Genomic DNA, 16,216 nt, shown 5'->3' with positions numbered 1-16,216 from the left:
AGGGAAAAGAACGGGGAGCGTTAAAGAAATTAAGAAAATCATTTTGCTGAATCTTTCGTTCTCCTTAATGAACCATGATAAGGTTAACGACATTATACAAATTGATAAAAATGATTAACAATATAGCCGCATTAAATATCTTTTCAATCAGCTTGTTAGACAATCTAATAGCAATATTGGTGCCTATTAAACCGCCAATAACCCCACCTGTTATCATATAACCTGCCATAGATAAATCATAATTTGTAAATCCAGTGGTCAGTGCAATTAACAAAAGCGCGGATAACTGTGAGAAAAAGATAATAAATATAGAATTAAAAGCTGCATCTCTTACATTCAGTGAAAAAAATAGAATTAATACAGCCACATTTAGAGGGCCGCCTCCAATTCCTAAGAAAGCAGAAAGAAACCCTAATGATAAACCAATCATTATAATAATCATTCTATTTTCAAATACAAAGGATTTTAGTTTGTCCTTTTTCAAAAAATAGAAAAGTAACAGCGTAAGAAGTAAAGCAAGCGTTACTGATTGAAGGAGAGCTGTTCCTGTCAGCATACCAAGCGATACTGCAAAATAATTAAATACGAATTTACCTAAAATTCCTCCTGTAATTGAACCTAATGCTAAAAGCAAACTAATTGTTTTGTCAATTTTCGCCTCACTTCTTGATATACTTAATTTTATTAAGGACATTGTTGACATTGCCAATACAGTAGCAGCTGATAATACTCCAATCGTAGGTAAATCAAAATGACCAAAGAAGTCTAACAGCGGCTTGATAATAACTCCTCCGCCCAAACCAGCAACTGCTCCAAGTATCGAAGCTGACAAACTAATGATTAAATATAAGATAAATATAACAATCATCTCCAAAAGGTTGAATGGAATCAACGAATACAAACTACTTCCTGCTGCATAGGCAAAAATAACTTTAACTATTCAAATAAAGACATGATAATCAATTGAAATTATCATATCTTTTTCCCGAATACATTTTGCATTTGCAGAGGATTGATAATAAATTTCGAATTTCTTGATTTACAAGAGATAATTTCACCTTGCAATGAAAAAGTTATGATATCGATACGTTTACTCATATCCAATATGTCCCCAGTTAAAAATATCTGTATTTAGACATAAATCATATCCATTCTGCCTCACTTAATATCTAAGAAAGATTGATAATAACGTTTTTTGTGAAGACTGCTCTTTTACTAAAGACCCGCACTTCTTCTACAATAACCGCTGACTCGCATATCTTACTAGTACTTACTAATAAAATCAGCTATCTCCACTCGATTTACTTCCCAGCAGCCAGGACTCCTCCATACCTTTATTTTTTCCATAATGCTTGCCATGAACATCAATTACCGCATGCCACTCCTTACAAAGTTTATGAGGGATGTCCTTTACAATCGGCATAAATTCTCCTCGCATTTGTTCATAGGTTTTGTATTCTCCAAGACCTAATCGAGTAAATAACCGTCTTGCATAGAGATCGGCAATAAAGACATTGCGTTCAAAAATATAAAGTAGCATTGCATCCGCGGTTTCTGATCCTACCCCTTTAATTTTCAACAATTCTTTTCGTAATTCTTCCGTTGAATACAGGTGAAATTTAACAAAGCTATCTCCATGACTGACAAACCAGTGGATTAAGGCCTTGATATACTTGCTTTTCTGCTTATAGAAACCAGCTGGATATACCAGTTCTTCTAATTCCTTTATTCCAATATTCACCAACCCATCTACTGTTAGATACGGTGTAAGATTCGCTAATGCTCGTTTGGCATTTTTTTCGGTAGTTTGTTGGATTAATATCATAGAAACCCAATCGGAAAGACGATTATTATCTTCCCACCAGTTTTGATGTCCATAATGAGCGACTAGTTTATTTAGAACATGAATTTTTTCTTCATTTGTTTTCATCTATTCATCGCCTCTGAATGGAGAACAATCACTTTGCCAAAACTATTTGTGCTTTCTAAATATTGATGAGCTTGAGGCACTTCTTTTAGAGAAAATATTTTTTCAGGAGTAATCTGAATTTGATTTTTTTCAATATACTGAAGAAGCTCTTTTATCTTAGCTTCATTCACATTATTAGAATAGAACGCAGTGAGATAGCTATTATTTTTTATATCAAAAATAGGATCAAAATTCTCTAAATACCATTGCCCACCTAATTGACCAGTGCTGCAAATAATGCCTCCTTCATTAATATGATGGAAAGAATTTTTGAGCGTTGCGGGACCAATGAGTTCAAGAATTCTGTCATAGGTTTTGTCAGTTTGTAATACTCCATTTCTATCCTCCACCACATCAGAAAAGCCTGCTCTGCGTAAGGTATCTCTTTTATTAAGGTGACGGCTGGTGCCGTCAATGGAAATGTTTTTATACTTTCGTTTAATTAAATTTATAAACGCAACACCAACACCACTAGTGCCACCTCGAACTAAAATGTAATTACCTTCTTTAATTTGTAAATTTTTCATGGAACCGAAGGCAGTATAATAAGTCTCTGGTATCGTTGCTAATTCTTCCCAAGATAATTCTGTCGATACAGGATAAATTTGTTTGTTTGGCAGTAAAGCATATTCTGCATAACTGCCATCAAAAGCTCTTCCCATCTCTCCCATTATGGAGATTACCTTTTGTCCTTTTGGCAAACGATTTTCATCAGTTGTTTCTTCAATTATTCCAACGGCTTCAATCCCTAAAATCCGCGGGAAATGCACAGAAGGCGATTTTCCCTCTCGAGTAAAAATCTCTGAGTGGTTAATGCCGAATCCCATTATTTTAATTAAAGACCAACCTTCTTTTATGGTTGGTGTTGAAACTTCTGTATAAACAAGCTTCTCTGGACTTCCTGCTTCATAAACAACAATTGCTTTCATACGCCATTCCTCCAGTATTCAAATACTTTAATTCTCTCTATAAAAGCCATAAAATTGATGGTCTTGTGACCGTTGATCAAAGCGGCGTAGAATGTGTGTTAATTCTTTTCCAAAGGGGGATATCGTAATAATATCTCTTCTCTTCTGATTCTCAATTTTTAGTAGCTGATCGTTATATAATTCCCAAAAACATTGATTTACCAGCAATCTCTTATCTGGAAAATAATTAATAACCTCATCCAATCTGGCTGCTGAATTATTCTCTTCAATGAATTTCAGCATAGAAATTTTAATTGGGTGATTAATGATGGAGAAAAATATGATGAGAGAATCCATTTTTAAAACACCTCTTTTCATTTCTATTGTAAATTTATAAAAAGGAAATAAGAAGTAGGCACTTTTTTATTAGATACTTACAAAAAGGTAAGTGACTTATAAAAAAGTGCCTACTTCTATCCAATTGATAGTTATTTTACAATAACAACGAGAAAGTGAGCAATCTGTTTCATATCAATATATAGTTGGAATGGAGAGGAAGTATCTCTATGATTACATTTAACAATGTAAGTAAGCAATTTCCTGATGATACTGTAGCAGTAGATTCTATTGATTTCAAGATTGAACAAGGAGAATTCTTTGTTCTAATCGGTCCCAGCGGCTGTGGAAAAACCACTACTTTAAAGATGATTAATCGTTTAATCCCGATTTCAGATGGTACAATCTTTATTAATAATCAACGAATCAGTGATTATCAATTAGAGGAGTTACGTTGGAATATTGGTTATGTGCTTCAGCAAATCGCCTTGTTTCCGCATATGACGATTGAAGAAAATATTGCAATCGTTCCAGAGTTAAAGCATTGGGATAAACAGAAGATCAAGGAACGTGTGACTCAATTACTGCACATGGTTGGCTTAGATCCAGCAACCTATCGACACAGAAAGCCTGTTGAGTTGTCAGGAGGACAACAACAAAGGGTTGGTGTGATAAGAGCATTAGCAGCTGATCCAGATATTATTCTTATGGATGAACCGTTCAGTGCATTAGATCCCATTAGTCGAGAGAAATTACAGGATGATATTCTTCATCTTCAACAAACGATTCAGAAGACAATCGTGTTTGTTACCCACGATATGCAAGAGGCAATTAAACTAGCTGATCGTATTTGCTTAATGAATCAAGGTGAAATTGTGCAAATTGGCACTCCTGATGAAATGATTCATACACCTGTGAATGACTTCGTCAGGGATTTTGTAGGTTTAACTGGTAAGCCTGCTATAGCCTTTAATCTGCAAGCTTTTATGGAGCCTACGGAGAAAGAGGACGTAGATGTAGGGAAAGCACAGCTTTCGCATTCGGCCTCCCTCGAAGAAACGCTGCAAGCATTGTCAGAGCAAGATCAAGTGTTTGTTGAGAAAAGCGGTAAGGTAATAGGCTATGTAAATAGGCAAATGATGATTGTCCATTTATCTAAACAAGCAGCAGGAGTGGAGACCGCTTATGAATAATATCTTGCAAGAATTTCAAAGTAGACAAGGCGACCTCTGGCAAGCTTTGTTGGAGCATATTCAGATTTCCTTTCTCTCTCTCTTTTTTGCGGTTATAATCGCTATTCCATTGGGAATTTTCTTAACTAGAAAAGAAAGAATCGCAGAGGGGATTATCGGTGTAGCTGCGGTATTACAAACCATCCCTTCCTTGGCATTGCTCGGGTTATTTATTCCTCTATTCGGTATTGGGCGACTTCCGGCTGTTATTGCATTAGTTATCTATGCTTTGCTGCCGATTTTACGCAATACATATACAGGTATTAAAGAAATTGACAAGTCACTGATCGAGGCTTCCAAAGCAATGGGAATGAATCAAATCAAGAGACTGCAAAAAGTAGAATTACCTTTAGCCATGCCAGTTATTATGGCAGGTATTCGCACTGCTATGGTACTTATCATTGGAACGGCAACACTTGCTGCTCTTATTGGAGCTGGCGGTTTGGGTGATCTAATCTTGCTGGGGATTGATCGTAATAATTCTACACTGATTATTTTAGGGGCAATCCCTGCTGCACTTTTAGCAATTGCTTTTGATTTCTTGTTACGAAAGATGGAAAATATATCCTATAAGAAATCACTTGCCACCATTGCAGTTATTATAGTAATTACTTTTAGTTTTTCTGTGGTACCAAGCCTGATGAAAAGCAACCAAGATACATTAATCATTGGTGGAAAACTAGGGACGGAACCTGAAATTCTAATTCATATCTACAAACTGTTAATTGAGGAAGAAACAGATATTCAGGTAGAATTAGAACCTGGTCTTGGTAAAACCACCTTTCTATATAACGCCTTACAATCAGGCAATATTGATATTTATCCTGAATTTACGGGAACAATTATTAACGAATTCCTAAATGAAGAAGCAATCAGTAATAATAAAGAGGAAGTATATACCCAAGCGCATGATGGAATTTTAGAAGAGGAAAATCTCACTTTACTTGAACCAATGGCATTTAATAACACGTTTACCTTAGCTACTTCACAGGAGTTTGCTGAAGAGCATCAGCTCAAAACGATTTCAGATTTACATGGGTTAGAGAATGAATTATTCGTTGGTTTCACATTAGAATTCTCAGATCGAGAGGATGGTTACCTTGGTATTCAGGAAGTATATAACCTGACATTCCCTAACCTTACCACGATGGAACCACAACTTCGTTACACAGCACTAGAGCAGGGTAATATTAATTTACTGGAAGCTAATTCCACTGACAGTGAAATTAGGAGGTACGAGTTGACTGTTTTGGAAGACGATCAAGAATTTTTTCCACCTTATCAAGGGGCACCTCTGATGAGGACGGAAACTCTGAAAGAACATCCAGAGCTGGAAGAGATTCTTAATCAATTAGCTGGAAGAATTACCGATGATGAAATGCGCGAAATGAATTACCAAGTCGGCGTTGAAGAACAAAATGCGAGGGATGTGGCTGAATCTTACCTGCTGGAAGAAGGGTTCATAGAATAATTGGAAGAGGTTTGGGACAAATCATTTTATGTCCTATCTCTATTTCCTTTTTCAGTCTGCTGATTTTATGATAAACCCCCTAAAAATATTGATATCAAAATGATTACGAATAATATGAACACTGACTAGGTAATCAGTGTTCATATTATTCTACTTTAAATTTTCTTTGATATACGCTGTTCCCCACGCACTCATTGAATCAATAATTGGACGCAATGAATCACCTAATTCACTTAATGAATATTCAACCTTTGGTGGAACAACCGCATAATTTTTTCGGTCAACAATGCCATCTTCCTCCATCTTTCGTAAGTTCTCCGTTAAAACTTTTTGGCTAATCCCATCAATCGCTTTATGTATTTCATTAAAACGTTTGGTACCAGTCAATAATTCACGCATAATCAATAGTTTCCATTTATTCCCGATTAAATCAACTGTTGTAGCAACTGGACAAAAAGGTAATTCCTCTTTACTTAGCATCATTTTACTCCTTATCTATTTTCTCATTTGATTCTTAATACTAACATAAGTATGTGAAAGTTATCTATGTTTTCCTCCTAGGCGTTGTTGTACCTCTTTTTGATGAATATAATTCCATCACTATGGCTAACGATTAAATGGTGGCTCCCCTCCTCCTACTCATGAATTAAATTTTGATGTGCGTTTGATTTTTACTGGGTTCTCATTTTTATTACAGCCAATAAAGCCTTTTGTTTTTTATTCCTACTAAACAATCATCCCCCTCCTAATCAGTATTTTGACCTGCAAGCATAGACTTAACTGCAACATACTATAACTGTACTTACTGAGTTTTAATAATAAATATTATATTATTTCGAGAATTAATGATAGATAAAATAATAGTGCGTGTTCAAAAAGTCCGATAAATGGGACCAAGAAGTTCAAGGCGACTTCATTTTTACGCACAGAGCATATGCTATTAAATACGTGAGTATCGGAAAAATGAAGTCAACGCAGGAATTCGCCGTGTCATTTTTATTGGACTTTTTGAACAACCTCTAATAGATAGATGACGCGAATAGTCGTCATAAATGTACTAAAAACGACTTAAATAAACAATTTTCCACTCTTATACTGTATTAATGGCTGAAAACAATAAAATAAAGGCGTTTATCACTTTATATCGAACTTGCTTTAAAAAGTAAGATAATTTATTCTTAATAATTATGCTTTGAAATATCAGAAATATCAGTATGAAAAAGGAGATTTAACTATGGAGTTGAACCACTATATTAATGGCAATTGGTACACATCAGTAAACGGGCAGGAAAGGAATATAACGAATCCAGCAAACGGGAAAATAATTGCCCATACAGTTGATGGAACTACAGACGATGTTAAAACAGCTATTAGAGTAGCACGCTCTGCTTTTGATCAAGGAGATTGGGCAGAATTGTGTAGTACTGAGCGTTCTAAATTATTAATAGAAGTTGCTATTCGGATTGAAAAACACCTAGATACAATTGCAGAGTTGGAAATGTTGGACAATGGAAAACCACTGCATGAAGCAAAAATTGATGTACAAGATGCGGCGGATTGTTTTCGTTATTATGCATCTATTATCCGAACAGCGACTGGGCAAACTTATAATACTGCCCCAGCATTGGAAACAGTAGTTGTACGTGAACCTGTAGGTGTTTGCGGATTAATTGTTCCTTGGAATTTTCCTTTACTAATGAGTGTGTGGAAAATTGCTGCTGCGCTTGCAGCAGGCAATACTATCGTACTAAAACCTTCTGAAATCACTCCGATAACAGCAGTTAAGCTATTTGAAATTTTTGATGACATTGGTTTGCCAGATGGCGTTGTTAATCTAGTGATGGGAGATGGCAAAATAGTAGGTAATGAACTGGCTGTTAGCCATGATATAGATATGATTTCTTTTACCGGAGGAACCGATACAGGCAGACATATCATGAAAGCTGCTACAGGTAATTTAAAGAAAGTATCCCTTGAATTAGGTGGCAAGTCACCAAATATTATTTTTGCAGATACGGACATAGATATGGCTGTGGATTACGCGCTATATGGTATTTACTATGGTGCAGGGCAAATTTGTTCGGCTGCTTCTAGAATATTAGTAGAAGACTCTATCTATGGTGCATTTGTCGAACGTTTTGTCATACGGGCAAACAATATTACTGTCGGAGCAGGAGATAATCCGAATACAGAGATGGGGCCACTTGTTAGCGAAGAACATATGCAAAAGGTGCTGGCGTATATTCAAACAGGCAAAGAAGAAGGAGCACGTATTGCATGTGGCGGGAACAGATTAACAAATATGGAACTTGAAAATGGTTATTTTGTTGAACCGACTGCATTTATTGATGTAAAACAACATATGAGAATTGTTCAAGAAGAAATATTTGGACCAGTGGTTACAATACAAAAATTCACGAATGAGTCAGAAGCAATTGAGTTTGCAAATAATACAAAGTATGGTCTGGCAGGATCTGTATTCACAAAAGATTATAATAAAGCTTGGAGAGTTATAAAAAAAATAAAAGCTGGTATAACTTGGATAAATACGTATCACGAAAATTATTATGAAGCTCCTTGGGGCGGTTATAAAGAAAGCGGAATTGGTCGGAGTCTTAGTGAATCAGGTCTGGATGAGTTTTCAGAGCTTAAGCAAATCAATATCAACCTACAGCCCGATATGATTGATTGGTTCAGAGAGTAAAAAGTTAAAACTCGTTAAAAATATCAAACTAAATTCCTTCTACTCATTCAAAAAGTTAAAAAAAAGGAGGCATCTATTCTATGGATGGAAAAGAAAAAAGCATGGATAAAGAAATAGAATATCGAGTCAAAAAAATAGAGGCAGATGACTACGATTATGGACCAGCATTAAATAAGAATGATGTGATTGCCATGATTATTGTCAGTGTTATTTGTGTATTTGGATTGATTTGGGGAGTTATGTAATAGGCTTATGAAACGAATGGAGGAGAAGGACAATTGAAGAATGTAGATAGAGATGTTTATTATGGCATCATGCCATTATTAAAACATGAAAGAATTTATAGTTATTGGGATATTGTTTTAGCAACAGGCGCTTGGGCAATTGCTACTTGGTGCTATGTTCAAGGAGGAACGATTGCTTCACTGTTAGGATTTAAAGAAGCTATTACAGGAACAATGTTTGGCATGGTTCTCGCTGGGATAATTATTTATTTATGTGTTATCATTCCGACCAGAAATGGTATTGACATATGGTTATATTTACGTGCTTTATTGGGTCACTTAGGTGTAAGTATTTTTGCCATTATCTATATAGCGGGACAATTTGGATATTATTCTATTAATGCGGAAATATATGCTAACTCTGTGATGAGGTTATCAGATGCAGCAGGTTTTTCGATTTCAAGTGTATGGAAACCATTAATTGCTATTACTTGTATTATTTTTGGAACGATGATTGCATTAAGAGGACCAATTGCAGTTAGAACTTCTACAAGAATCATGGTGCCCTCCCTTCTGCTGGTAGGTGTCATTATATTAATCTCTGTATTTAGCCAATTTTCTATTGCTGATTTAGCAGCTATTACACCGCCAGATGAAGGAGCCTATGGAGATCGTCATACGAGTTATATGCTAGTTATGGAATGGAATATAGCATACATATTGGCTTGGTTTGGGGCACTTGGTGTATTCGCCAGGCTTGTTAAAACAGAACGTTCAAGCTATTGGGGACATATGACCGGTTTTTCCGTTATCATGGCTGGCTTTATTTGTATTGGTGTTATTACAACGTTAGCAATGTATGCATCCACCGGAGTAGTGACGGATGATCCTACTGAATGGTTAATTGAATTAGGCGGACCTGGATTTGGACTTATTTCACTCATATTTATTGTGATTGCTAATGTAACTACGCAAGCAGTTGGATTATATAGTTTTGCTGTAAGTAGTAAAGTAATCATGCCAAAACTTAAATTTAAGACTGTCACTTATTTCTGGGCTGGCTGGGTTACCCTCTTGATTTTATGGGGCGGTATTTGGACATATTATGAAACTTTCCTAGCTGTTATCGGTGCTACAGCTGGTTCTGTCGTAGCGCTAGTTATTGCAGATTTTTATATCGTAAGAAAACAGCGCTTTTCCATGCGCGGATTATATAAAGTGAATGGGGATCAAACTTATACGTATACAGGTGGATTTAATATACCTGCTTGGGTATCCTTTTTTGTAGGAATTATATGCTACTTTTTAGTATATGATCCAATCAACGCTGTACCTAGAAGTGATATTTTCTTGTATACGACCGCTACAGGTCTGACAATGTTTGTAAGTGCAGCTTTATATATTATTTTAAGTAAGTTTACCAGAATAAAAAATTATTTAATCAAAACAGAAAAAACAAATAAATAAATTAAAGAGGGGCTATAAATGAATTTTGAATATTTGATGCCAACAAGAATAATTAACAAGAAAGGTGTAAGTTCAAATATCGGATATTATGCAAAAGATTACCATCTGAAGCATGTTCTGATTATCTCTGATAAAGGAGTAGAAAAAGCAGGTTTATTAACAAATATTTATAGTAGTTTATATGATTATCAGATTGAATATGAAACTTTTTATGATGTTAAACCAAATCCTCGTGACACAGATTGCAATCGGATTGCTTCTGAATTTAACAATAAGCCCATTGATGCAATTATAGCTATTGGAGGAGGGAGTGTAATCGATACGGCCAAAGCAGTCAGTATTCTTTGTACGAATCAAGGAGTAATAAAAGACTATGAAGGAATGTCGTTAGCTGAAAAGCCCCCACTTCCAATTCTTTGTATTCCAACTACCGCTGGAACAGGAAGTGAAGTTACTTGCTGGTCAGTGATTACGGATACGACCAATCATTATAAAATGGGTATTGGTGACTATCGCATTATTCCGAAGCTTGCCTTGTTAGACGTAGAATTAACACAATCATTACCAGCTCCTGTTGCAGCTAGTACTGGTTTAGATGCATTAACTCATGCGATTGAAGCATACACTTGTCAAATCGCAAACCCGATTACAGACGGGTTAGCACTCCATGCTATCAAGCTGATTAAGGAGAACTTAGCAGAAGCAGTTAACAATAGAAATGAAGAAGCAAGGGAGAATATGCTTATTGCTAGCTTAATGGCTGGAATTGCCTTTGGTAATGCAGATACAGCAGGAGTACATTGTATATCAGAAGCTATCGGAGGCAAGTATGATACGCCACATGGAGTAGCAAATGCTGTCTTTTTACCTTATATGTTTCATCACAATATGGAAGCCAATTTTAAAAGGCATGCAGAAGTTGGATTTGCATTAGGAGTAGATTCTGATAAATCAGTAGAGGAAGCTGCAAATGAGACAGTGGAAATTTTATTGCGCTTAAATCAGAAATTCCATATTCCTCTGTTTAAAGAACTGGAAAATGTGGATCAAAGCGATTTTCAGCAACTGGCTGAAACAGCTGTTCAAAGTTCATCTAATCCGAATAATGCAAAAGAAATGACTGTATCCGATTATGTAAAAGTGCTTGAAAAAGCATACAGAAATTCTTTAAATTTGAATACAGATAGTAAATAAGGGTAAAATAATCTTTCAGAATTTAAAATGTAATAGATGTATAAATATATAGCATATGTATTGGTACTTATTGAACCCCCTCCCTAAGTAGGAGGGTTCTTTTTAATCTGAAAGCGAAAAGAAATAAATGCTAGTAATGTTAGGATTAATTATTTTATCATCAAGTACAATTTTTATATTATCTTATAAACTAACTTATCAAATTTTATGAATACCTCTGAATGTATCAGGTTTTTCTCGACAGTCTTTCCCACTATTATTTCAAACATTATCATTTTGTACACTTAATCTAACTAACGCACTATCGTTTGTTCCCATCATAACTAGTGATACATTAAAAGCTGTTTACTAACTGCCCCATCGCAGTAGAATGAGCTCCATATAAAGAAATAATCCCCTACTTTAATACCTTTTTTCACATCTTTGTTTTCTATTACTACGCTGATTAATTTTTCTTGCCTGCTAACAATCTGTCTAAAAGCACCAGTTGTATACAAGCAAAAAAACTAATGGATAGTTTCACAGACATTGAGCGATTGCTTATGGAAGCTCTAGTTCATCGTATCAAGAAATTTTTTAAAATATTGTCATATGATTACTGGTTGATTAATGTTTTGTAATGATTTTCTATATGACTAATAAATTCTACTTTTACTTCATGCATGGCTCTGTAAGATAAATCATGCTTACGAACATGCTGTTTACTATTTCCTATGTTTGCATTTAACAAATTTTCCATTTCATAGTATAACATTGCGTCATCAATTTCTTTGATAGCCTCTAATTCTTGAACTGTTAAATTTTCTAAAGAATAAGCTTGATAAATGACCTTTTGCAAATTGTCTTCAAGTTTCAAATAACTTTTTAATTCTTTTTTTACTGGTCTTGTTATATCTGAAATATATGCTTCTGAGGCGTCATGTAATAAACAGCCTAATTGTACTCTGGTTGAATAATCTCTTATTTTTGCTTCTTCAGCACAATTTAAAGAATGTTGTGCTACGCTATAAAAATGACTACAATGCCCATTAGCTCTACAAATTAATGATAATGCATGAGCAATATCTTCCGTTTTTATTTCTGTTATTTTAGGGTCTAGTGGGTAAAAATGGATACCTGTAAATGTATTTATGTGTAGTCCATTTCTCATTTTGATTCTCCTTTTTTTACTTTTAAAGATTGTATTTTCAATGATAAAATTGCAAATAACAATGCAATTACGACTAATATAGATCCAATTTTCGCTAAATCCATAGCTGAACCTAATATTGCATAAGATGTACCACCAATAGCCGAACCAAGAGAAATCCCTAATTGTAAGGCTGATGTATTTATACTCTGTTGAATATCAGATGTCTTCGGAGAAATCTGTATTAAGTAATTCTGAAGAGGAGGTGTTAAAGCCCAGCTAAGAGCTCCCCAAACAACCATTATAAATAGGAATAGTGGTAAAAATGAAGTAGCATAAGGAAGTACAAATAAAGTGATAGCAAAAAAAGTAATAACTAATAAAATAGATTTACTGGAACCTAAATGGTCACTTAACCAGCCACCAATGATATTTCCTACTACAGAGGCTACACCAAAAATTAAATAACATACACTAATCCACATAGAATTCATATTGAATGCTTCTATCAAAAACGGTGTGAAATATGCATAAAGCATATAATGGCCTGCAAGCATAAACAAAACAATTAAATGTGCACAATAAATCTTAGGATTTCTTAACGATTTAATTTGAGTTTTTAAAGATACCACTTTAGCAACCGGCATACTGTCCAGAGTTTTATGAATTAGTACCATTGATAAAACAGCTAGTAAAGCTATACCTAAAAATACAGAACGCCATCCAAACAGATCAGTTACAAAAATACCGATGGGTACCCCTATAACAAGCGAAGAACTTACTCCCATCATGATTATTCCTAAAGCCCTTGCTCTTTGATATGGTTCTACAATTTTTGATGTAATTGTTAATGATAAAACAATAATTAAAGCGGTACACATCGCAGTTACAATTCTTGCAACCATTACAAAGAAAAATATAGAACTAATCGCCGTAATGATATTTCCAATAGCAAATAGAAACAACGCAATGAGATAAAGACGTTTTCTTTCTATTTTTGCGGTTAAGGACAACAGAACAGGAGCAGAAATTGCGTACACAAAAGCAAATACTGTTATTAATTGTCCCGCCTTAGCTAATGAAACGTTTAAGTCATTTGCAATAACAGGTAAAATTCCTCCTACAATTAATTCAACCAAACCCACTGTAAACGCAGAAACCGCTAATATAAAAACTTTAAAGTTCAATAAAATCAACCTTTCTATACATACGTCTTACATTTTTTCATAGATACAGAATAAAAAAATCCTGATTACAAAAATAAAAGACGAATTTTTGTAATCAGGATTTAACGGTTCCTGGTAGAGACCCTCAAACCATATTATTGAGGTTATACATATAATTTTTCATAATATTAACATATAAAATTATTATTTACAATACTATATTTTATATAGAACATTGAAAAATAACTCGTTCCCTCTTGTTTACATGGAATCGAAGCAAATAATCATACATTATTCTCCTGTTTCCGCAAAACATCTGATTCTTTCTCCTATTTGGTCCCGAACCCGTTGGAATACAGCCCATTTTTCCTCTTCATTCCCTTGAGCTTTGGCTGGATCATCAAATCCCCAATGGTCACGTTTCACTTGTGGCGGTGTCATTGGACATTTATCCGCAGCATCCCCGCATAAAGTGACTACAAAGTCTGCATTGTTTAAGATTTCCGGGTCAATCATATCGGATGTTTGGTTAGAAATATCAATATTGACCTCTTGCATTGCTTTTACGGCATTTGGATTTAAACCATGTGCCTCGATTCCTGCACTTTTAACCTCCCATGCATCCCCAAGATTTTGTTTTGCCCAGCCTTCAGCCATTTGGCTTCTGCAAGAATTTCCAGTACATAAGAAATAGATTGTTTTTTTAGACATAATCATGCTCCTTGTTAAAATAGAATTAATGTTAGATATAGACCTACTAATGTAATCAATAAGATGGGAAGGGTTAAAATAATCCCTGTTTTAAAATAAGTGCCCCATGAAATTTTAACGCCTTTTTGAGATAATACATACAACCATACTAGTGTTGCTAAAGAACCTATAGGCGTAATTTTGGGACCTAAATCTGAACCGACTACATTTGCATAAATAAGAGCTTCCCGTAACACACCAGATGTGTTTGTTTCCGCAATGGCTAACGCATCAATCATTACGGTAGGCATATTATTCATGATGGATGATAGGAATGCCGCAATGAATCCCATGGCAACTGTTGCAACAAATAATCCTTGATCAGCAACTGTTTGAATGATACCTGCTAATGCAGATGTCAATCCGGCATTCCCTAAACCGTAGACCACCACGTACATTCCAATGGAGAAGAATACAATATTCCATGGTGCTCCTTTCATTACTTCCTTTGTATTAACTGCGGTACTCTGTCTTGCCATGATAATAAAGAAAATCGCAATTGTTCCAGCAATAATCGAAACAGGCACGTTGATAAATTCGCTGGTAAAGTACCCAATCACTAATAGGCCAAGCACAAACCATGATAGACGAAACATTTTTAAGTCCTTAATCGCATCGCCTGGTATTCTTAATTTCGATACATCATAGTTTTTAGGTATGCTTTTTCTAAAGTAAATTAATAATACCGAAATGGTTGCTACCAGGGAAAATAAGTTTGGAATAATCATTCTTGAAGCATATTCCACGAACCCAATACCAAAGAAATCTGCTGAAACAATATTAACTAGGTTACTAACAATAAACGGAAGGGAGGTTGTATCAGCGATAAACCCACTGGCCATGATAAATGGAAAAATCATTTTTTCTTTAAAATTCAAGTGACGTACCATCGCAAGCACAATCGGTGTTAGAATGAGTGCTGCACCATCATTCGCAAATAAGGCTGCGACAATCGCTCCCAAAATACTGATATAGACAAACATCTTGATTCCATGCCCTTTTGCTATTCGTGCCATATGTAATGCTGCCCATTCAAATAATCCAATCTCATCTAATACCAATGAAATAAGAATGATGGCGACAAATGATAATGTTGCATTCCATGTGATGCCAATAACTTCAAGTACATCACTAAATCCCACTACTCCTGCGAGTAAAGCAATAACAGCTCCTCCCATGGCTGACCAGCCAATGTTTAAATTCTTCGGCTGCCAAATGACTAGGACTAGCGTTAAAACAAATATTATAATGGCGAGTATAAGTGTTGCTGACAAAATAAGACCTCCAAACCTAACAGCAAGAAATGCGTGTCCCATTCTCTTCCAGTTCTTTTAATTTATCATCTTGATCTGGTAATTGATCCAAAATTGGTTTGATGAAAGAATAATACGCACTCTTATTATTGACCGAATAAAATATCCATTGACCTTTTCTTTCTTCCTTCACTAACCCCAAATCTTTCAGTTTACGTAAATGTTGGCTAATGGATGGTTGACTGGATTGAAATATTTCAACGAACTCACAAACACAGCAAGTCTGTTCATCCATTAATTTTAGCATGGTTAATCTTGTTTTATCACCAAGTAATTTTAAAATCCCCGCAGCTTTCTCCATTTCAATTATTGTTTGCAGCATTTGATTTCCCCCTTCTTTATTAAATCACGAC

The 16,216-nt window shown here is 35.1% G+C and carries 16 protein-coding genes and 1 riboswitch; of the genes, 6 read left to right on the top strand and 10 right to left on the bottom strand.

Annotated features, from left to right (window positions below; all coding sequences use genetic code 11):
* Positions 1-64: 64 nt before the first annotated feature.
* The 4 genes from MKY65_RS08295 to MKY65_RS08280 all read right to left on the bottom strand — a co-directional run bounded on the left by MKY65_RS08295 (position 65) and on the right by MKY65_RS08280 (position 3,234).
* The gene (locus tag MKY65_RS08295) at positions 65-901 is read right to left on the bottom strand and encodes a sulfite exporter TauE/SafE family protein (protein ID WP_339183934.1); all 837 of its coding nucleotides are present in this window, start codon (positions 899-901) and stop codon (positions 65-67) included.
* A 381-nt stretch (positions 902-1,282) separates the two neighbouring features.
* Positions 1,283-1,930, bottom strand: a complete 648-nt coding sequence (locus MKY65_RS08290; RefSeq protein ID WP_339183932.1) for an endonuclease III domain-containing protein — start codon at positions 1,928-1,930, stop codon at positions 1,283-1,285.
* Complete coding sequence (locus MKY65_RS08285; RefSeq protein WP_339183930.1) at positions 1,927-2,898, bottom strand: zinc-binding dehydrogenase; 972 nt, start codon at positions 2,896-2,898, stop codon at positions 1,927-1,929. The genes MKY65_RS08290 and MKY65_RS08285 overlap by 4 nt, the downstream gene beginning before the upstream one ends.
* Positions 2,899-2,925: 27 nt before the next feature.
* Complete coding sequence (locus MKY65_RS08280) at positions 2,926-3,234, bottom strand: hypothetical protein (protein ID WP_339183927.1); 309 nt, start codon at positions 3,232-3,234, stop codon at positions 2,926-2,928.
* Between the two features lie 209 nt (positions 3,235-3,443).
* On the opposite strand from MKY65_RS08280, the gene MKY65_RS08275 reads away from it, so the two are divergent.
* Positions 3,444-4,406: an ABC transporter ATP-binding protein gene (locus tag MKY65_RS08275; RefSeq protein WP_339183926.1), complete on the top strand. Its 963-nt coding sequence runs from the start codon at positions 3,444-3,446 to the stop codon at positions 4,404-4,406.
* Positions 4,399-5,916, top strand: coding sequence for an ABC transporter permease/substrate-binding protein (locus MKY65_RS08270; RefSeq protein WP_339183925.1), 1,518 nt, complete (start codon positions 4,399-4,401; stop codon positions 5,914-5,916). The genes MKY65_RS08275 and MKY65_RS08270 overlap by 8 nt, the downstream gene beginning before the upstream one ends.
* Positions 5,917-6,066: 150 nt before the next feature.
* Here MKY65_RS08270 and MKY65_RS08265 read toward each other — a convergent pair whose 3' ends face one another.
* Entirely contained in the window at positions 6,067-6,396 is a 330-nt protein-coding gene (locus MKY65_RS08265) for a helix-turn-helix domain-containing protein (RefSeq protein WP_339185161.1), read from the bottom strand.
* 754 nt (positions 6,397-7,150) lie between these two features.
* Between MKY65_RS08265 and MKY65_RS08260 the strand changes: the two genes are divergently transcribed.
* The 4 genes from MKY65_RS08260 (at position 7,151) to MKY65_RS08245 (ending at position 11,505) form a co-directional block, all read left to right on the top strand.
* Positions 7,151-8,620, top strand: a complete 1,470-nt coding sequence (locus MKY65_RS08260; RefSeq protein ID WP_339183923.1) for an aldehyde dehydrogenase family protein — start codon at positions 7,151-7,153, stop codon at positions 8,618-8,620.
* Between the two features lie 80 nt (positions 8,621-8,700).
* Complete coding sequence (locus tag MKY65_RS08255) at positions 8,701-8,865, top strand: hypothetical protein (protein WP_339183921.1); 165 nt, start codon at positions 8,701-8,703, stop codon at positions 8,863-8,865.
* A 33-nt stretch (positions 8,866-8,898) separates the two neighbouring features.
* Entirely contained in the window at positions 8,899-10,311 is a 1,413-nt protein-coding gene (locus MKY65_RS08250; RefSeq protein ID WP_339183919.1) for a cytosine permease, read from the top strand.
* A gap of 18 nt (positions 10,312-10,329) precedes the next feature.
* Positions 10,330-11,505: an iron-containing alcohol dehydrogenase gene (locus tag MKY65_RS08245; RefSeq protein WP_339183918.1), complete on the top strand. Its 1,176-nt coding sequence runs from the start codon at positions 10,330-10,332 to the stop codon at positions 11,503-11,505.
* A gap of 595 nt (positions 11,506-12,100) precedes the next feature.
* On the opposite strand, the gene MKY65_RS08240 is transcribed toward MKY65_RS08245, so the two are convergent.
* The 5 genes from MKY65_RS08240 to MKY65_RS08220 form a co-directional block, all read right to left on the bottom strand.
* Positions 12,101-12,655, bottom strand: coding sequence for an HD domain-containing protein (locus MKY65_RS08240; protein WP_339183917.1), 555 nt, complete (start codon positions 12,653-12,655; stop codon positions 12,101-12,103).
* Positions 12,652-13,821 carry an MFS transporter gene (locus MKY65_RS08235; RefSeq protein WP_339183915.1) on the bottom strand — a complete coding sequence of 390 codons (1,170 nt, stop codon included), beginning with the start codon at positions 13,819-13,821 and terminating at the stop codon, positions 12,652-12,654. The genes MKY65_RS08240 and MKY65_RS08235 overlap by 4 nt, the downstream gene beginning before the upstream one ends.
* Before the next feature lie 71 nt (positions 13,822-13,892).
* Positions 13,893-13,992, bottom strand: a riboswitch (purine riboswitch).
* A gap of 99 nt (positions 13,993-14,091) precedes the next feature.
* Entirely contained in the window at positions 14,092-14,511 is a 420-nt protein-coding gene (arsC, locus tag MKY65_RS08230) for an arsenate reductase (thioredoxin) (RefSeq protein ID WP_339183913.1), read from the bottom strand.
* Positions 14,512-14,525: 14 nt separating this feature from the next.
* Positions 14,526-15,866 carry an arsenic transporter gene (locus MKY65_RS08225; RefSeq protein ID WP_339183911.1) on the bottom strand — a complete coding sequence of 447 codons (1,341 nt, stop codon included), beginning with the start codon at positions 15,864-15,866 and terminating at the stop codon, positions 14,526-14,528.
* Positions 15,841-16,185 (bottom strand): metalloregulator ArsR/SmtB family transcription factor, encoded by a 345-nt coding sequence (locus MKY65_RS08220; RefSeq protein ID WP_339183908.1) that lies wholly within the window; start codon positions 16,183-16,185, stop codon positions 15,841-15,843. The genes MKY65_RS08225 and MKY65_RS08220 overlap by 26 nt, the downstream gene beginning before the upstream one ends.
* Positions 16,186-16,216 lie beyond the last annotated feature (31 nt).

It is taken from the genome of Oceanobacillus sp. FSL W7-1293 (assembly GCF_037969815.1).
Lineage (GTDB): Bacteria > Bacillota > Bacilli > Bacillales > Amphibacillaceae > Oceanobacillus > Oceanobacillus oncorhynchi.
Note: the sequence above shows the minus strand (reverse complement) of the source record. Positions and strands in the feature narration are given on the sequence as shown.

Excerpts from the sequence above, each read along its gene's own strand:
- MKY65_RS08290 (WP_339183932.1), bottom strand. The coding sequence starts at position 1,930 with ATGAAAACAAATGAAGAAAAAATTCATGTTCTAAATAAACTAGTCGCT.
- MKY65_RS08285 (WP_339183930.1), bottom strand. The coding sequence starts at position 2,898 with ATGAAAGCAATTGTTGTTTATGAAGCAGGAAGTCCAGAGAAGCTTGTT.
- MKY65_RS08280 (WP_339183927.1), bottom strand. The coding sequence starts at position 3,234 with ATGGATTCTCTCATCATATTTTTCTCCATCATTAATCACCCAATTAAA.
- MKY65_RS08275 (WP_339183926.1), top strand. The coding sequence starts at position 3,444 with ATGATTACATTTAACAATGTAAGTAAGCAATTTCCTGATGATACTGTA.
- MKY65_RS08270 (WP_339183925.1), top strand. The coding sequence starts at position 4,399 with ATGAATAATATCTTGCAAGAATTTCAAAGTAGACAAGGCGACCTCTGG.
- MKY65_RS08265 (WP_339185161.1), bottom strand. The coding sequence starts at position 6,396 with ATGCTAAGTAAAGAGGAATTACCTTTTTGTCCAGTTGCTACAACAGTT.
- MKY65_RS08260 (WP_339183923.1), top strand. The coding sequence starts at position 7,151 with ATGGAGTTGAACCACTATATTAATGGCAATTGGTACACATCAGTAAAC.
- MKY65_RS08255 (WP_339183921.1), top strand. The coding sequence starts at position 8,701 with ATGGATGGAAAAGAAAAAAGCATGGATAAAGAAATAGAATATCGAGTC.
- MKY65_RS08245 (WP_339183918.1), top strand. The coding sequence starts at position 10,330 with ATGAATTTTGAATATTTGATGCCAACAAGAATAATTAACAAGAAAGGT.
- MKY65_RS08240 (WP_339183917.1), bottom strand. The coding sequence starts at position 12,655 with ATGAGAAATGGACTACACATAAATACATTTACAGGTATCCATTTTTAC.
- arsC (WP_339183913.1), bottom strand. The coding sequence starts at position 14,511 with ATGTCTAAAAAAACAATCTATTTCTTATGTACTGGAAATTCTTGCAGA.
- MKY65_RS08225 (WP_339183911.1), bottom strand. The coding sequence starts at position 15,866 with ATGGGACACGCATTTCTTGCTGTTAGGTTTGGAGGTCTTATTTTGTCA.
- MKY65_RS08220 (WP_339183908.1), bottom strand. The coding sequence starts at position 16,185 with ATGCTGCAAACAATAATTGAAATGGAGAAAGCTGCGGGGATTTTAAAA.